This is a genomic window from Rhodoferax koreense, from assembly GCF_001955695.1.
Taxonomy (GTDB): Bacteria; Pseudomonadota; Gammaproteobacteria; order Burkholderiales; family Burkholderiaceae_C; genus Rhodoferax_B; species Rhodoferax_B koreensis.
The window spans coordinates 4,257,797-4,275,075 of the sequence record NZ_CP019236.1; the positions used below are offsets into that span (position 1 = coordinate 4,257,797).

General features: G+C 66.2%; 16 protein-coding genes. 3 read left to right on the forward strand and 13 right to left on the reverse strand.

What is annotated here, in order from left to right:
* Positions 1–20 precede the first annotated feature (20 nt).
* From lpxA to rpsB, 13 genes are all read right to left on the reverse strand, one after another.
* Positions 21–809: an acyl-ACP--UDP-N-acetylglucosamine O-acyltransferase gene (gene lpxA / locus RD110_RS19750; protein WP_076201338.1), complete on the reverse strand. Its 789-nt coding sequence runs from the start codon at positions 807–809 to the stop codon at positions 21–23.
* Between the two features lie 8 nt (positions 810–817).
* The gene (fabZ, locus tag RD110_RS19755) at positions 818–1,261 is read right to left on the reverse strand and encodes a 3-hydroxyacyl-ACP dehydratase FabZ (protein ID WP_076201340.1); all 444 of its coding nucleotides are present in this window, start codon (positions 1,259–1,261) and stop codon (positions 818–820) included.
* Positions 1,258–2,259, reverse strand: a complete 1,002-nt coding sequence (gene lpxD, locus RD110_RS19760) for a UDP-3-O-(3-hydroxymyristoyl)glucosamine N-acyltransferase (protein WP_076201342.1) — start codon at positions 2,257–2,259, stop codon at positions 1,258–1,260. The genes fabZ and lpxD overlap by 4 nt, the downstream gene beginning before the upstream one ends.
* 25 nt (positions 2,260–2,284) lie before the next feature.
* Positions 2,285–2,815, reverse strand: a complete 531-nt coding sequence (locus RD110_RS19765) for an OmpH/Skp family outer membrane protein (protein ID WP_076201344.1) — start codon at positions 2,813–2,815, stop codon at positions 2,285–2,287.
* Entirely contained in the window at positions 2,815–5,112 is a 2,298-nt protein-coding gene (bamA, locus tag RD110_RS19770) for an outer membrane protein assembly factor BamA (protein WP_076201345.1), read from the reverse strand. Before bamA ends, RD110_RS19765 begins: the two co-directional genes overlap by 1 nt.
* Positions 5,113–5,165: 53 nt before the next feature.
* Positions 5,166–6,530 (reverse strand): RIP metalloprotease RseP, encoded by a 1,365-nt coding sequence (gene rseP / locus RD110_RS19775; protein WP_076201347.1) that lies wholly within the window; start codon positions 6,528–6,530, stop codon positions 5,166–5,168.
* A 21-nt stretch (positions 6,531–6,551) separates the two neighbouring features.
* Positions 6,552–7,730: a 1-deoxy-D-xylulose-5-phosphate reductoisomerase gene (gene ispC / locus RD110_RS19780; protein WP_076201349.1), complete on the reverse strand. Its 1,179-nt coding sequence runs from the start codon at positions 7,728–7,730 to the stop codon at positions 6,552–6,554.
* Between the two features lie 93 nt (positions 7,731–7,823).
* Complete coding sequence (locus RD110_RS19785) at positions 7,824–8,675, reverse strand: phosphatidate cytidylyltransferase (RefSeq protein WP_076201350.1); 852 nt, start codon at positions 8,673–8,675, stop codon at positions 7,824–7,826.
* 19 nt (positions 8,676–8,694) lie between these two features.
* Positions 8,695–9,438, reverse strand: coding sequence for a polyprenyl diphosphate synthase (gene uppS / locus RD110_RS19790; protein ID WP_076201352.1), 744 nt, complete (start codon positions 9,436–9,438; stop codon positions 8,695–8,697).
* Between the two features lie 41 nt (positions 9,439–9,479).
* Positions 9,480–10,040: a ribosome recycling factor gene (gene frr / locus RD110_RS19795; protein WP_076201354.1), complete on the reverse strand. Its 561-nt coding sequence runs from the start codon at positions 10,038–10,040 to the stop codon at positions 9,480–9,482.
* A 72-nt stretch (positions 10,041–10,112) separates the two neighbouring features.
* On the reverse strand, positions 10,113–10,835 hold the full coding sequence (gene pyrH, locus RD110_RS19800) for a UMP kinase (RefSeq protein ID WP_076201356.1): 723 nt from the start codon (positions 10,833–10,835) through the stop codon (positions 10,113–10,115).
* A gap of 112 nt (positions 10,836–10,947) precedes the next feature.
* Positions 10,948–11,868 carry a translation elongation factor Ts gene (gene tsf, locus RD110_RS19805; protein WP_076201358.1) on the reverse strand — a complete coding sequence of 307 codons (921 nt, stop codon included), beginning with the start codon at positions 11,866–11,868 and terminating at the stop codon, positions 10,948–10,950.
* Between the two features lie 116 nt (positions 11,869–11,984).
* Positions 11,985–12,734, reverse strand: coding sequence for a 30S ribosomal protein S2 (rpsB, locus tag RD110_RS19810; protein WP_076201360.1), 750 nt, complete (start codon positions 12,732–12,734; stop codon positions 11,985–11,987).
* Positions 12,735–12,979: 245 nt separating this feature from the next.
* On the opposite strand from rpsB, the gene RD110_RS19815 reads away from it, so the two are divergent.
* The 3 genes from RD110_RS19815 to RD110_RS19825 all read left to right on the forward strand — a co-directional run bounded on the left by RD110_RS19815 (position 12,980) and on the right by RD110_RS19825 (position 17,249).
* Positions 12,980–14,359, forward strand: a complete 1,380-nt coding sequence (locus RD110_RS19815; RefSeq protein WP_076201362.1) for an amidase — start codon at positions 12,980–12,982, stop codon at positions 14,357–14,359.
* Between the two features lie 99 nt (positions 14,360–14,458).
* Complete coding sequence (locus RD110_RS19820) at positions 14,459–15,730, forward strand: D-amino acid dehydrogenase (RefSeq protein ID WP_076201364.1); 1,272 nt, start codon at positions 14,459–14,461, stop codon at positions 15,728–15,730.
* A 49-nt stretch (positions 15,731–15,779) separates the two neighbouring features.
* Positions 15,780–17,249 (forward strand): bifunctional ADP-dependent NAD(P)H-hydrate dehydratase/NAD(P)H-hydrate epimerase, encoded by a 1,470-nt coding sequence (locus RD110_RS19825; protein WP_076201366.1) that lies wholly within the window; start codon positions 15,780–15,782, stop codon positions 17,247–17,249.
* Positions 17,250–17,279: the final 30 nt, after the last annotated feature.

The following is a 17,279-nucleotide window of genomic DNA, read 5'->3' on the forward strand; positions in this document are numbered from 1 at the left end:
AGACGACATCGCCGGGGCCATCAGCGGGCGATGCCGCTGACGGAGCTGCCGAGGAAGTCGTTCATCAGCGCCACGTCGGCCGCCGCCTCGGGCACCTGTTCGCCCAGCGCGGCGATGGCGGTGCGGGCTTCGTCCAGGGTCTTGCCCTGGCGGTAGATCAGCTTGTGCATCTCGCGGATGGCCTTGAGCCGCGCCTCGGAGAAGTCGCGCCGCTTCAGGCCGACCAGGTTCACCGCGCGCACCACCAGCGGGTTGCCGTCGACGACCATGAACGGCGGCACGTCCTTGTTGACGTGCCCGGCAAAGCCGACCATCGCGTGGGCACCGACGCGCATGCGCTGCAGCACGCCCACAAGGCCGCCGATCGTCGCCCAGTCGCCCACCTGCACATGGCCGGCCAGCGTGGTGTTGTTGGCCATGGTGATCTGGCTGCCGAGCTGGCAATCGTGCGCGATGTGCACGTAGGCCATGATCCAGTTGTCGTCGCCCAGCCGCGTGGCGCCGGCGTCCTGCACGGTGCCGAGGTTGAAGGTGCAGAACTCGCGGATGGTGTTGCGGTCGCCGATCACCAGCTCTGTGGGTTCGCCGGCGTATTTCTTGTCCTGCGGCACGGCGCCGAGCGAATTGAACTGGAAGATATGGTTGTCGCGGCCGATCGTGGTGTGGCCATCGATCACGCAATGTGCACCGATCGCCGTGCCCGCGCCGATGCGCACGTGCGGGCCGATCACGGTGTAGGGGCCGACGGCGACGGAGGAGTCCAGCTCGGCGCCCGGCTCGACGATGGCGGTCGGGTGGATGGCGCTCACGCTCGACCTCAGGCGATGGTGCGCATGGCGCAGGTCAGCTGTTCGACCTCGACCGCCACTTCCTCACCCACCAGGGCACGCGTCTTGAAGCGGAAGATGCCGGCCTTCATGCGCAGCAGTTCAGCCTCCAGGATCAACTGATCGCCAGGCTCGACCGGGCGCTTGAAGCGCACGCCGTCGATGCCCGCGAAGTAATACACCGTATTGCCGCAGGGCGAGGCGTCGAGCGCGTGGAAGGCCAGCAGCGCCGCGGTCTGGGCCAGCGCCTCGAGCATGAGCACGCCGGGCATCACTGGCCGGTTCGGGAAATGGCCCTGGAAGAAGGGTTCGTTCATGGTGACGTTCTTCAGCGCCCGGATGCTCTTGCCCTTCTCGAGATCGAGCACCCGGTCCACCAGCAGGAACGGGTAGCGGTGGGGCAATTGCTTGAGGATTGTGTGGATGTCCATCATGGTTCTGAAAGGCGTTGTTCGTTCGATTTTTCGAGGGCGCGCAGGCGGTCGCGCAGCTTGTGCAACTGCCGGAGGGTGGCCGCGTTCTTTTCCCAGTTCGCATTGTCGTCGATGGGAAACACGCCGCTGTACTGGCCGGGCTTGAGCAGCGAACGCGTCGCCAGCGACGCCGCCGAGATGTGCACATTGTCGGCCAGGGTCAGGTGGCCCAGCACCATGCCCGCGCCGCCCACCGTGCAGTGCGCGCCGATGGTGGCACTGCCGGCCACGGCCGAGCAGCCGGCCAGCGCGCTGTGCTTGCCGATGCGCACGTTGTGGCCGATCTGGATCAGGTTGTCGAGCTTGACGCCGTCTTCGATCACCGTGTCCTGGAGCGCGCCGCGGTCGATGCAGGTATTGGCGCCGATCTCCACGTCGTCGCCGATGGACACGGCGCCGAGCTGCTCGATCTTTTCCCAGGCCCCGGCGTTCGGTGCGAAGCCGAAACCGTCGGCACCGATCACCACGCCCGGATGCAGCAGGCAGCGCGCGCCGATGCGGCAGTCTTCGCTCACGGTCACACGCGACTTCAGCACGGTGTGGGCACCGATGCGCGCGCCCCGTTCGACCACGCACAGCGGCCCGATCGAGGCCGTGGGATCGACGATGGCCTCCGCATCGACCACTGCGCTCGGATGGATGCCGGGCTTCGGCCCGCGGCCGCTCGCACGCCGCCACAGCTGCGTGAGCCGCGCGAAATAGAGATAAGGGTCGGGCGTGACGATGCAGGCGCCCCCATGCGCAGGACGGGCCAGCGCCGCCGCCTGCATGGCCGGGCCCACAATGACACAGGCCGCCTGGGAGGCGGCCAGTTGTTGTCGGTACTTGGGGTTGCTGAGGAAGGCCAGCTCGCCGGCACCGGCGGATTCGAGCGGGGCCAGCCCCGCGATCGTCACGGCCGGGTCGCCGTGCAACTGGCCGCCCAGCGCGGCCACGATTTCACTCAAGGTCAAAGCCATGCTGTTTCCTCCAGCCGGGGCTGGATCACTTGGCGCCGGGTGCGGCCGCGTTCAAGGCCTTGATGACCTTGTCGGTGATGTCGTGTTTGGGGTTGATGTAGACCGCTTCCTGCAGCACCGCGTCGTACTTCTCGGTCTCGGCCACCTGGCGGATCACGCGATTGGCCTTCTCCAGCACCTGCTGCAGTTCCTCGTTCTTGCGCGAATTCAGGTCTTCCTGGAATTCACGGCGCTTGCGCTGGAAATCGCGGTCCTGGTCGACGAGCTGCTTCTGGCGCGTGGCGCGCTGGCTTTCGGCCAGCGTGGGCGCTTCGCGTTCGAACTTGTCGGAGGCGGTCTTGAGCGCGGTGCCGATGTCCGTCAGCTCTTTCTCGCGCTTGGAAAATTCCTGCTCGAGCTTGGCCTGCGCGGCCTTGGCCGCATTCGATTCACGGAAGATGCGATCGGTACTGACAAAGCCGACACGGAAGTCTTCCGTCTGAGCCTGGGCATGCACCGACAGCGCCATTGCACCCACGAGGACCGCTGACCAGCTCTGACGTAAAAAATTCTTCATTAGAAAGACGTACCTATTTGGAATTGCAGTTTCTGGATTCTATCGCCAGCGAATTTCTTGATCGGGAACGCATAAGCGAGGCGCAGCGGGCCGACCGGCGAGATCCAGCTCAGTCCGATACCGGTGGACGCGCGAAGTTCATTGAACTGGATCTTGGCGCCGTCGCCATAGACGTTGCCGGCATCGAGGAAGCCGAACAGCCGCAGCGTGCGGTCGTTACCGGCACCGGGGAACGGCGTCATCATCTCGACGTTCACGTTGACCTTCTTCGAGCCGCCAATGGAAGCGCCGGTCACGTCGCGCGGACCGAGCGTGCCCTGCTCGAAACCCCGCACCGAGCCGAGGCCACCGCCGTAGAAGTTCTTGAAGATGGGGAACGGCTGCCCGTTCAAACCCTTGCCCCAGCCCACCTCGGTATTGAAGGCCAGCGTGTATTGCTTGCTCAGCGGCACGTATTGCTGGAACTGGTAATTGGTGCGCACGTACCGGGCATCGCCGATCAGCGCGATGGCACTGTTGAAGTTCTGGTAGCGGCCGCTGGACGGCGCGAGTGTGCTGTCGCGGTTGTCGCGCGACCAGCCCACGGTGAACGGGAACGACGTGCTGGTGTAGCCGAACTCCTCGGCATAGGCCAGGTAGGACGCCGGGATGTTGGTGCCGGGCTTGATCGTGGTGCGTTCCAGCGTGCCGCCGAAATACACGGTGTCGATCTCGCTGAACGGGATGCCGAAGCGCATGCCCGCGCCTTCGGTCACCAACTGGTAGTTGCCGCCCTGGTCGTTGTAGGGCCGCGACGAGCGGTGGAACAGGTCGATCGAACGCGAGATGCCGTCGGCCGTGAAATACGGATCGACCGTGCTCAACACGATGGCGCGGTTGTACTTGCTGGTGTTGACCTCGAGGCCGAGGTAGTTGCCAGAACCGAATGCGTTCTCCTGCTTGATGCTGAACGAGAGCGACAGCTTCTCGGCACTGGAGAAGCCCGCGCCGAGCTGCAGGCTGCCGGTGGGTTTTTCCTCGACGTTCATCTGCACGTCGACCTGGTCGGGCGCGCCGGGCACCTCCGCCGTCTCGATGTTGACTTCCTTGAAGTAGCCGAGCCGGTCGACCCGGTCGCGCGAGAGCTTGATCTTGTCGCCGTCGTACCACGAAGACTCGAACTGGCGGAATTCGCGGCGGATGACTTCGTCGCGCGTACGGCTGTTGCCGGCCACGTTGACGCGGCGCACGTAGGCGCGGCGCGAGGGCTCGGCCTGCAACGTCAGTGCGACCTGGTTGGTGGCGCGGTCGATGTCGGGCCGGGCCTCCACCGTGGCAAAGGCGAAGCCGAAGTTGCCGAAGTTGTCCTTGAAGGCCTTGGTGGTTTCCGTCACCCGGTCGGCGTTGTAGGGCTCACCCGGCTTGATGGTGACCAGCGACTTGAATTCGTCTTCCTTGCCGAGATAGTTGCCTTCGAGCTTCACGCTGGAGACCACGAAACGCTCGCCTTCGGTCACGTTCAGCGTGATGGTGATGTCCTGCTTGTCGGGCGAGATCGCCACCTGGGTGGAATCGATGCGGAATTCGAGATAGCCGCGCGCCAGATAGTAGGAGCGCAGGGTCTCGATGTCGGCATTGAGCTTGGCGCGCGAATAGCGATCGGACTTGGTGTACCAGCTGAGCCAGCCGCCGGTATCGAGCTCGAACAGCCCGCGCAGCGTGGACTCGCTGAAGGCCTTGTTGCCGACGACGCGAATCTCCTTGATCTTGGCCGGTTCGCCTTCGGTGATGTTGAAGCTCAGGTTGACCCGGTTGCGCTCGATCGGCGTCACCGTGGTCACCACCTCGGCGCTGTACAGGCTCTTGTTGATGTACTGGCGCTTGAGTTCCTGCTCCGCGCGGTCGGTCAGGGCCTTGTCGTAGGGCCGGCCTTCGGTCAGGCCGACGTCGCGCATCGACTTCTTGAGCGCGTCCTTGTCGAACTCCTTGGCGCCGATGAATTCGACATCGGCCACGGTCGGACGTTCTTCGACCACCACCACCAGCACGTCGCCGCTCACCTCCAGCCGCACGTCCTTGAACAGGCCCAGCGCGAACAGCGCCCGGATGGCGGCCGCACCCTGTTCGTCGTTGTAGGTGTCGCCGACACGGAAGGGCAGCGAGGCGAACACGGTACCCGGCTCGACGCGCTGCAGGCCTTCGATGCGGATGTCGCGCACCGAGAACGGGTCCACGGCCCAGGCGGTGTTGGCCACGAAAAGCAGGGCCACTGCGGCGCTCAATGCACGCACGCGAAAACTACGGAAATGATTATTCATGAATAGTGGTTTGCAAACCCGCCGGCCGATGCCAGATGACATGTGGTTCACGGTTAGCCGAAGATACGGGTCACGTCGTTAAAAAGCGCAATGGACATCATCACCAGCAGCACCGCAACGCCACCGCGCTGCATGCGCTCCATCCATGCGTCGGACACGCTTTTGCCTGTCACCGCCTCCCAAAGATAATACATCAGGTGCCCGCCATCCAGAACGGGCAGCGGCAGCAGGTTCAGGACGCCCAGGCTGACGCTGATCAGCGCCAGGAAAACCAGGTACTGCGACAGGCCGAGGCTGGCCGACTTGCCGGCGAAATCGGCAATGGTCAACGGGCCGCTGAGATTCTTCAGCGAAGCCTCGCCGATCACCATCTTGCCCATCATGCGTAAGGTCAGCACCGAAACCTCCCAGGTCCGCACCGCGCCCTGCCAGAGGCCATCGAACACGCCGTATTCGATGGTCACCATCTCCGGCGGCGCACCCACGTAGGCACCGATGCGGCCGAACACGGCGGCGCCGTCTTGTTTCACGTCGGGGCTGACCTCGAGTTCGACGGGCTGGCCGTCGCGGCGCACGCTCCAGGTCTGCGCCAGCGGCTGGTTGCCACGCACCGAAGCGCGGATCGCCTCGCGCAGCTGCTGGCCATCGACGATGCGCGTGGCGCCGATGCGCTGCACGACGTCACCGGCCATCAGGCCTTCGCGCGCGGCGGCGCCGTCGGCCATGACTTCGCCGATACGCGGCTGGTTCCAGGGGCCGAGGATGCCGATGCGACGGTAAAGCTGGGCATCGGCCTCGCTGGCTTCCACCGTGGACAGCGGCAGCATCACCTCGCGCACCCGCCCGCGCGGCGAGTCGCTCACTTCCAGGCGCACGTTCCTGCCGTCAAGCGCGCCGCGCGTGATCAGCCAGCGCAGGTCTTCGAAGGAACGCGTGGCGTCCAGGCTCTCGCCGTCCCAGCCGGCACGCAGCACGGTTTCCCCACCCACGATGCCGGCTTTCTCGGCCACCGAGCCCGCCACCGGACTCGCCAGGATGGCCCGCGGCTCGTCCACCCCGCCCCAGTTGACCATGGCGTAGAGCAGCGTGGCCAGCAGCAGGTTGGCGATCGGGCCGGCGGCGACGATGGCCGCGCGGGATCTGAGTGGCTGGGTGTTGAAGGCCAGGTGACGTTCCTCGGGCGCGACCGGGCCCTCGCGCTCGTCGAGCATCTTCACATAGCCGCCGAGCGGAAACGCACCGACCACGAATTCCGTCGGCGAACCCTTGGGCTGCCAGCGGTACAGCACCTTGCCGAAGCCCACGGAAAACCGCAGCACCTTCACGCCACAGGCGACGGCCACGCGGTAGTGGCCGTATTCGTGCACGGCGATCAACAGCGCCAGCGCCACCACAAAAGCCACGAAGGTCAACATCAGGTCCGTCCTTTGTGCATCGTCTTACATCCGCGCACGGCCGACCGCCTGCTCTGCCGCCGCGCGGGCCGAGGCGTCGATGGCGAGCAGGTCTTCCAGCGTGCCGGGCTTGGAGGGGCGAACCGCCTCCAAAGTTGCAAGGTTGACGTGGTGAATCTGGTCGAAACGGATGCGGCGGTCGAGAAACGCCGCCACGGCGACCTCGTTGGCCGCGTTCAGCACGGCGCAGGTGCCCGAAGGCGCCTGCAGGCTGTCCCAGGCCAGCTTCAGGCAGGGGAAGCGCACGAAATCGGGAACCTCGAAGGTCATCGCCGCCATCCGCGCGAAATCCAGCCGCGGCGTGCCGCTTTCGATGCGTTCCGGCCAGGAAAGACCGTAGGCGATCGGCACCCGCATGTCCGGCGTGCCGAGCTGGGCCATGACCGATGCGTCGTGGAACTGCACCATCGAGTGGATGATCTGCTGCGGATGGATGACCACCTCGATCTGCGCCGGTGCCACGCCGAACAGGTACTTGGCCTCGATCACCTCCAGCGCCTTGTTCATCATGGTGGCCGAGTCGACGGAGATCTTGCGGCCCATCGCAAAATTCGGATGGGCACAGGCCTCTTCCGGGGTGACGTCGCGCAGGCTTGCCGGATCGCGCGTGCGAAACGGACCACCGGACGACGTCAGCATGATCTTCTCGATGCGCCGCGGCCACACCGCCGGGTCTTCGGGCAGCGACTGGAACACGGCCGAATGCTCGCTGTCGATCGGCAGCAGCAGCGCGCCGCCGTCGCGCACGGCCGCCATGAACACCTCGCCGCCGACGACCAGGGCTTCCTTGTTGGCCAAGAGCAAGCGCTTGCCCGCGCGCGCCGCGGCCAGGCAGGGCGCCAGCCCGGCGGCGCCGACGATGGACGCCATCACGCTGTCGACGTTTTCGTGCGATGCTATGGTTTCCAGAGCATCCTGCGCAAACAGAACCTGCGTCTGAAGGCCATTTGACTCAAGTTTTTGGGCCAGGTCGCGGGCGTGCGCCGGGCTGGCCATCACCGCGTAACGAGGCCGGAACTGCGCGCATTGCTGCAGCAGCAGTTCGACCTGGGTGTTGGCGCTGAGCGCAAAGATCTCGAAGCGCTCCGGATGGCGCGCCACCACGTCGAGCGTGTTGCTGCCCACCGAACCGGTGGAGCCCAGAATCGTCAGGCGTTGTTTCATTTCAGTGGCGCCCGGCCGCCCGAAGCCCACTGAAGCGCCCCCTTGGGCAGCAGCGATACGCGAAGCGATGAGCGTGGGGATTGCATTTCGTTGTCAAGCCACCGCGGCGTAGAGCATCATCGCCAGCGGCAGCGTCGGCAGCAGCGCATCGACACGGTCGAGCACGCCACCATGGCCGGGCAGCAGGCCGCTGCTGTCCTTCACGCCGGCGCTGCGCTTGATCAACGACTCGACGAGATCGCCGACCACGCTCATCGCCGCCAGAAAAACCACGGCCAGCAAGAGCAAGAGCCAATTCTGCGCGGCCAGCCGCGTGTAGAGGCTGGCCACCGGCGCCTGCGCAGCCTGGTCGGCCCAGATCCAGGCCAGCGCCAGGACGAACACGCCGGCCATGCCGCCCCACACGCCCTCCCAGCTCTTGCCGGGGCTGATGGCGGGTGCCAGCTTGACCTTGGTGAAGCGCAGCCCGAAAGCCCGGCCCGCGAAATAGGCGCCGATGTCGGCCACCCACACCAGCACCAGGATGGACAACAGGAAGTTCACCCCGATCACCCGCGCCTGGCCCACGGCCAGCCAGGTCAGGCACAACGCGAGCAGGCCGGCGGCCACCCGCAGCGGCGCGGCGATCGGAGCCCAGCCCGGCACGCCGCGGCGGATCAACCAGCCGCCGGCGAGCACCCAGGCCGCTCCGACCGGCGCCCACAGCGCAATGCTTGGCCGCGCCAGCCAGCCGTCCTGCCACAGCCAGCCGCACACCAGCACCGCAATCAAGCCGAGCGTGAGCGAAGCGCCCTGGCCCAGCTTGTTCAGGCGGCCCCATTCCCAGCTGCCGGCGGCGATCAGCACCAGCGCCACGCCGCAGAACGGCTCGGGAGAGGGATAGAACAGCGCCGGCAGCAGGATGGCCAGCAGGATGATGGCCGTGATGACGCGCTGTTTGAGCATGCAGTGTGGGCCCGAGGAATCAGGCCGATGAAGAGGAGGAGGATGCCGTTGCCGCCGGTGCGGCCACCTGGCTCGAGGTCTTGCCGAAACGGCGCTCGCGCCGGCCGAACTCGGCGATCGCGGCGTCCAGCGCGGCCTCGTCGAACTCGGGCCAGAGTTTGTCGCTGAAATACATTTCCGTATAGGCCGACTGCCACAGCAGGAAGTTGCTGATGCGGAATTCGCCGCCGGTGCGGATCAGCAGATCCGGATCAGCGCAATGCGCCAGCGCCATGGCGCGGTCCAGGCTTTTTTCGGTGACCGGCTCGCCGGCCGCGACGAGCTTGCGCGCAGCCTGGGCGATGTCCCAGCGGCCGCCGTAGTTGAAGCAGATGTTGAGCACCAGGCGGCTGTTGCCGGCCGTGGCCTTCTCGGCTTCGAGCAGGCCGTTGCGCACTTTCTCGGACAGGGCCCCGAGCTCACCGACGAAGTGCAGCTGGGCGCCATTGGCCTTGAGCTTGGGCACTTCCTTGGACAGGACCGTCACCATCAGCGACATCAGGCCCGAAACCTCTTCGGCGGGCCGGTCCCAGTTCTCGGAAGAAAAGGCGAACACCGTCAACACGCCGATGTCGCGGTCCAGGCAGGCCTGCACGCATCGGCGCAGCGATTCCACGCCCTGGTGGTGGCCGGCGACACGCGGCAGGAAACGGCGCGTCGCCCAGCGGCCGTTGCCGTCCATGACGATGGCGATGTGGTGGGGAACGCGTGAAGAGACAGCCATTGGCAGAATGAAAGAAAACAGGGAAGTATGAGGCCGTTGCCTCAGACCGCCATGATTTCCTGTTCCTTGCTCGCCACCAGTTGGTCGATGCCGGCGATGTGGCGGTCGGTCGTCTTCTGGATGTCGGCTTCGGCGCGCTTCTGGTCGTCTTCGGACGCGAGCTTGTCCTTGACCAGTTTCTTCACCGATTCGTTGGCGTCGCGGCGCAGGTTGCGCACGGCGATCTTGGCGCTTTCACCCTCGTTGCGCACCAGTTTGGTCATTTCCTTGCGGCGCTCTTCGCTCATGGCCGGCAGCGGCACACGGATGAGATCGCCCATGGACGCGGGGTTCAGACCCAGGTCGCTTTCGCGGATGGCCTTCTCGATCTTGGCGCCCATGCCTTTTTCCCAAGGCTGGACGCTGATGGTGCGCGAGTCGAGCAGCGAGACGTTGGCCACCTGGCTGATCGGCACCGCCGAACCGTAATAGTCCACATGCACACTGTCGAGCAGCGCGGGATTGGCGCGGCCGGTGCGGATCTTGGTGAGGTTGTTCTTGAAAGCGGCGATGGACTGGTCCATCTTCGTTTCGGTGTTGCTTTTGATGTCAGCAATCGTCATGTTTCTTCCTCATTGGCCCGGTGAAGGATCACGCGAGCCGGTGAAAACGGTCAGGCCCGAACCAGGTGCGAATCAGGCGTAAACCAGCGTACCTTCGTCTTCGCCCATGACCACCCGTTTGAGTGCGCCGTGCTTGAAGATCGAGAACACCTTGATCGGCAGCTTCTGATCACGGCACAGGGCAAACGCCGTGGCATCCATGATGCCCAGGTTGCGCGACATGGCTTCATCGAACGACAGCTTGGTGTACCGCGTCGCGGTGGCATCGAGCTTCGGGTCGGCAGTATAGACACCATCGACCTTGGTCGCCTTCAGCACCACTTCGGCACCGATCTCCGCGCCACGCAGCGCGGCCGCCGTGTCGGTGGTGAAGAACGGATTGCCCGTGCCCGCCGCAAACACCACGACCTTGCCTTCTTCCAGGTACTGCAGCGCCTTCGGCCGCACATAGGGCTCGACCACCTGCTCGATGGCGATGGCCGACATCACACGTGCGACCAGGCCGGCCTTGTTCATGGTGTCGGCCAGCGCCAATGCGTTCATCACCGTGGCCAACATGCCCATGTAGTCGGCCGTGGCCCGGTCGATGCCGGTCGAGCCGCCGGCCACACCGCGAAAGATGTTGCCGCCACCGATCACCACCGCCACTTCAACCCCCAGCCGAGTGACCTCGGCCACCTCCTCCACCATGCGCACGATGGTGTCGCGGTTGATACCGAACTGATCGTCGCCCATCAGAGCCTCGCCGGACAGCTTGAGCAAAATACGCTTGTGGGCTGGCTTGGCGATGGTCATGGAGACTCCTTGAAACGGTGGAAGAGGATTGAAGATGGGAAGGATGGTATCGGCAAAATGTGTCGCTTGATCGGCGCTGGACAGGCAGTTGGTCGCTAAAAGAAACGACGTATCAGGCCGAAGCCTTGGCGGCGGCCACTTGCGCGGCCACTTCGGCGGCGAAGTCGTCGACCTTCTTCTCGATGCCTTCACCCACGACGTACAGCGTGAACGCCTTGACGTTGGTGCCGGCGGCCTTGAGCATCTGCTCGACGCTTTGCTTGTCGTTCTTCACGAAGGCCTGGTTGAACAGCGAGACTTCCTTGAGGTACTTCTGCACGCCGCCTTCGACGCGCTTGGCGACGATCTCGTCGGACTGCACGGGCTTGCCGGCGGCCACGGCGGTTGCCGCGTCTTCGGCGGCCTTGGCGGCGGCCACCGAACGCTCCTTGGCGATCAGTTCGGCGGGCACGTCGGCGCTGGTCAGCGCGACAGGCTTCATGGCGGCGATGTGCATGGCCACGTCCTTGGCGGCGACTTCGTCACCCTCGAACTCGACGACCACCCCGATGCGCGTGCCGTGCAGGTAGCTGGCGAGCTTGCTGCCGCTGAAATACTTGAAGCGGCGGAAGCTCATGTTCTCGCCGATCTTGCCGATCAGGCCGGCGCGCACGTCTTCCAGCGTCGGGCCGAAGCCGTCCTGGGCGTAAGGCAGTGCGCTCAGGGCGGCGACATCGGCCGGATTGTTCTTGGCGATCAGTTCGACCGCACCCTTGGCCAGCGCCAGGAAGCTGTCGTTCTTGGTCACGAAATCGGTTTCGCAGTTGACTTCGAGCAGCGCACCGGTCTGGCCTTCGATGAAGCTCACGACCACGCCTTCGGCGGTCACGCGGGAAGCGGCCTTGCCGGCCTTGCTGCCGAGCTTGACGCGCAGCAGTTCCTCGGCCTTGGCCATGTCGCCACCGGCTTCGGTCAGCGCCTTCTTGCATTCCATCATCGGGGCATCGGTCTTGCCACGCAGTTCAGCGACCATGCTTGCGGTAATTGCAGCCATTTGTGTTCTCCGTCTTCACATCATTGAATTGAAACTAAAAAAAAGGGGGCCAGGGCCCCGCTTTCCTCTTTGCTCCCTGCGCGGTGCGTCGCAACGCGCTGCCGGGAGCTGCGAACTCAGGCCGCGGCCTCGTTCACTTCCACGAATTCGTCGCTGGTTTCGGACACGGCCTTGACCACGTCGTTGACCGCGTTGGAGCGGCCTTCGATGATCGCGTCGGCAATGCCGCGGGCATACAGCGTGACGGCCTTGGACGAGTCGTCGTTGCCGGGGATCACGTAGTCGATGCCTTCAGGCGAGTGGTTGGAGTCGACCACGCCGATCAGCGGGATGCCGAGCTTCCTGGCTTCCGCGATGGCGATCTTGTGGTAGCCGACGTCGATCACGAAGATGGCGTCAGGCAGCGCGTTCATGTCCTGGATGCCGCCGATGTCCTTTTCCAGCTTGGCCATTTCGCGGGCGAACATCAGCTGCTCCTTCTTGCTCATGCTGTCCAGGCCGGCTTCCTGCTGGGTCTTCATGTCCTTCAGGCGCTTGATCGAGGTCTTGACGGTCTTGAAGTTGGTGAGCATGCCGCCGAGCCAACGCTGGTCGACGAAAGGCACGCCAGCGCGCTGGGCTTCGCCGGCGACGATTTCGCGGGCCTGGCGCTTGGTGCCGACCATCAGGATGGTGCCGCGGTTGGCCGACAGTTGCTTCACGAACTTGGCCGCTTCCTGGAACATCGGCAGCGATTTTTCCAGGTTGATGATGTGGATCTTGTTGCGGTGACCAAAGATGAACGGAGCCATCTTGGGGTTCCAGAAACGGGTCTGGTGGCCGAAATGAACGCCGGCTTCCAGCATTTCACGCATCGTGACTGACATGGGATTTACTCCAAAGGTTGGGTCTAAAATTCAGTCCGATTTGCACACTGCATACACCAATTCGCTGAAATGCGGGCTGGCGCAAAAAATGCAACACCTTGAATGGACTGCTTTGCGATTAGTTTTACCGTTGTCGCTTCATCGCTGAAACCGAAAGCTTCGGACTGTTTGGATGAAGTGGCTTGACACAGCCTTTCGACTGATCGGCAAAACCCCGGGATTCTACCATAGGCGCCGTACCCAAGATGATCCAAGACCTGACCGCGACCCGGGAGCAGATTCGCTCCAACCACACCAACCCCTCGGCCGAGATCGAGAAATCCATCGCCGCGGCTCAGTCCGCCGCCTGCAGGAACGCGTTCCTGCTGCCGATGTTCGATACCGCGCGGGCGCGGGCCGCCGAGCCCGGCATCGCCGCCCGGCCGCTGGCCGGCCTGGCGTTTTCGGTAAAGGACCTGTTCGACGTGGCCGGCCAGGTCAGCACCGCCGGCTCGAAAGTGCTGGCCGACGACACCCCGGCCCACGTCGACTGCCCCGCCGTGGCCCGCCTGCATGCCGCGGGCGGGAGCCTCGTCGGGCGCACCAACATGGTGGAGTTCGCGTTCTCCGGCGTCGGCATCAATCCTCATTTCGGCACACCGTCGGCCTGGGACGGCCGTTACGACCTGGCGCCCGGCCCGATCCCCGGCACCGACCACACCGTGGCGCGCGTGCCCGGCGGCTCCTCGTCGGGTGCGGCCGTTTCGGTGGCCACCGGCGCGGCCTTCATCGGCCTGGGCTCGGATACGGGCGGCTCGATCCGCATCCCGGCCGCGCTCAACGGCATCGTCGGCTTCAAGAACACCGCACGCTTGGTGCCGACCACGGGCGCGATCCCGCTGTCCACCACGCTCGACACGGTCTGCGCCATGACGCGCACGGTGCGCGACGCGGTGCTGGCGCATGAGATCCTCAGCGCGCGCAGCGTGCCGCGCTTGCCCAGGCCGGTCTCGGCCATGCGCCTGGCCGTGGCGCGCACGGTGATGCTCGACGCCATGGACCACACCGTGGCCGACGCCTTCTCGCGCAGCCTCCAACGCCTGCGCGACGCCGGCGCCACCGTGGTGGAAGTGCCGATGCCCGAGATCGGCGAACTCGCCGGCATGAACGCCAGCGGCGGCTTTTCGGCCGCGGAGAGCTACGCCTGGCATCGCCGGCTGGTCAGCGTCGGCGACAGCGTGCGTTCGCAATACGATCCCCGTGTGCTGGCGCGCATCGAACGCGGCGCGCAGATGCGTGCCTATGAATACTTCGAACTGGTGGCCGCTCGGCGCGCCTGGATCACGCGCATGGAAGCCGCGCTGCAGGGCTTCGACGCGGTCGTCTCTCCCACCGTGCCGATCGTGCCGCCGCCGATCGCCAACCTCGCGCCGAACCCGGCGCACGACGACGCCTTCTTCCGCGTCAACGCGCTGCTGCTGCGCAACCCGAGCGTGGTCAACATGCTCGACGGCTGCGCCATCTCCCTGCCCTGCCACGCGCCGGGCGAACTGCCCGTCGGCCTGATGCTGTGGCAATCGGCAATGCACGACGACGTCTTGCTGAACCTGGCACTCGACATCGAGCCGCTGCTGCAATTTCGATAGCTGGTCGCGCAATTAGAATCTGCGCCGCGGCTCATATGAGTGATATGCGCCAACGCAGTACAAGGTTTGCATGAAGTTATTGAGTTCCAGGACGGTCGCATGAAGATCGCCGTCATCGGCGCCGGGGTCATCGGCGTCACCACCGCGTTCGAACTGGCCGCCGACGGCCACGCGGTCACGGTTTTCGAGCGGCGCAGCGCCGCCGCCGAGGAAACCAGTTTCGCCAACGCCGGCCTGATCGCGCCGGGTTATGTCACCCCCTGGGCCGCGCCGGGCATGCCGAAGAAGGTGCTGGCCAGCCTGTTCAGCCGGCACGCGCCGGTGAAGCTGGCGCTGCCCCTGTCGGGCGCCGACATCGGCTGGATGTGGAAATGGTTCCAGGCGTGCAAGCTCGAAACCTACCTGGCCAACCGCGCCCGCATGCAGCGCCTGGCCTTCTACAGCCGGGAAAGGCTGCACCTGCTGACGGCCGAGTTGCGCTTCGAATACGACCGCAGCGACGGCTACATGGTGCTGCTGCGCGCCGAGAAGGATCGCGCGCTGGTGCAGCCCGGGGTGCAGGTGCTGCGCGACGCGGGCGTGAAATTCAAGGAGCTCGACGCCGATGGCGCGCGCCAGATCGAACCCGCGCTCAGCACCGACACGCCGCTGCTCGGCGCGGTGCACCTGCCCGACGACGAGGTCGGCAACTGCCGGCAGTTCACCATGCTGCTCAAGGCCGAGGCCCAGCGCATGGGTGTGAATTTCGAGTTCAATCGCACCGTAGCGCAGATAGAGACTGCGGGAGGCGCTTCCGTAAAGATAGCAAACGAGCCCGCGCCTCGCAGCTTCGACGCCATCGTGCTGTGCGCCGGCGTGGCCTCGGCCGCGCTGCTGCGGCCCATGGGCGTGAAAGTACCGCTGGCCGCCGTCTACGGCTATTCGATCACCGCCAACATCCGCGAGCCGCTGAACGCGCCGCGCAGTGCGGTGATGGACGAACGCTACAAGGTGGCGATCTCGCGGCTGGGCCAGCGCGTGCGCGTGGCCGGCAGCGCCGAGATCGGCGGCCAGCTCCAAACCAAGCGCGAGGCGGCGGTGCAGACCCTCTACAAGGTGCTGCACGACTGGTTTCCGGGCGCCGCCCAGCTTGCCAACGGCGTCGGTGGCGTGCAGGAATGGAAGGGCGCGCGGCCCATGCTGCCCGACGGCCCGCCCATCGTCGGCGCGGCGCCGGATGCCAGTGGCCAGCGCCGGCTGTGGCTCAACCTCGGCCACGGCTCGAGCGGCTGGGCGCTGAGCTGCGGCAGCGCCCGCGCCATCGCCGACCTGGTGGCCGGCCGCACGCCGGAAGTGGACCTGGACGGCCTGGGCTTCGACCGCCTGCGCTGAACGGGCTTTGCAGGTGGCGGGATCCAAGTCGGCTGGATCACAATAGGCCATGCAACGCATCGACGCCACTTCGGCCCAGCCCCTGTTCGGCACCGCCGCCACGCGCCGCATCGAACAGGCGGCCATGTCCATGCTGCCACCCCACACGCTGATGCAGCGCGCCGGCCTCGCCGTGGCACGCCTGGCACTGGCGCTGGCACCGAACGCCGGCCGCATCTGGATCGCCTGCGGGCCCGGCAACAACGGCGGTGACGGGCTGGAAGCGGCGCTGCACCTGCACCAGTGGGGCAAGGCGGTGGTGGTGACCTGGCTCGGCGACGAGGCCCACGCCCCGGCCGATGCCCGCGCGTCCCTGCTGCGCGCACGTGGCGCTGGCGTGGTGCTGGCCGCCGAGGCCCCGCCCCGTCTCGATACACAGGACCTGGCCATCGATGCCCTGCTCGGCCTGGGCAGCCGCCGCGCGCCCGAGGGCCGCATGGCCGAGTGGATCGCGCGCATGAACAGCGGCCCGGCACCGGTGCTGGCCGTCGATCTGCCAACCGGCCTGAACACCGATACCGGCGCGGCCGCGTCGCCCACCGTGCAGGCCCGTCACACGCTGAGCCTGCTCACGCTCAAGCCCGGCCTGTTCACGGCTGGCGGCCGCGATGCCGCGGGCCAGGTCTGGCTCGACACCCTCGGCGTGGTGGCCGCCGAGCCCGCCACCGCCATCCTCGGCGGCCCTCCCGCCCCACGGCCAAGGGCCCACGCCAGCCACAAGGGCAGCTATGGCGACGTGGCCATCGTCGGCGGCGCGCCCGGCATGACCGGTGCGGCCCTGCTCGCCGCGTCGGCCGCGCTGCACGGCGGAGCAGGCCGGGTGCTGGTCGGCCTGCTCGACGACCGGCCCGCGGCCGCGGGCATCGCCGCAGCGCTGGGCGCGACGCATCCCGAACTCATGCTGCGCGCCGTGTCGGCACTCGATGTAGCCCGGCAGACCGTGGTCTGCGGCTGCGGCGGCGGCCAGGCCGTGGCGGCGGTACTGCCGCGCCTGCTGGCCGAGGCGCCGCGCATGGTGATCGACGCCGATGCGCTGAACGCCATCGCCGCGGACGCGGCCCTGCAAACCCAGCTACGGGCCCGCGGCGATCGCGCCCAATTCACCGTGATGACCCCGCATCCGCTGGAGGCCGCTCGGCTGCTCGGGATCGACACCGGGACGCTGCAGGCCGATCGGCTCGACGCGGCGCGACGGCTGGCCGAACGTTTCGGCTGCGTGGTGCTGCTCAAGGGTTCGGGCAGCGTCATCGCCGCACCCGATGCGCCGCCCGTGATCAATTCCACCGGCAATGCCCTGCTGGCCACGGCCGGCACCGGCGACGTGCTGGCCGGCTTCACCGGCGCGCTGCTGGCGGCGGGGCACACAGCCTTCGGTGCCGCCTGCAGCGCGGCCTACCTGCACGGCCTGGCGGCGGACAGCTGGCCCGCCGACACCACACTGACCGCAGGCGCGCTCGCCGCCCGGCTTCACGTCCCTTGACCATGCCTGAAAATAAGCCTCCAACCCCTC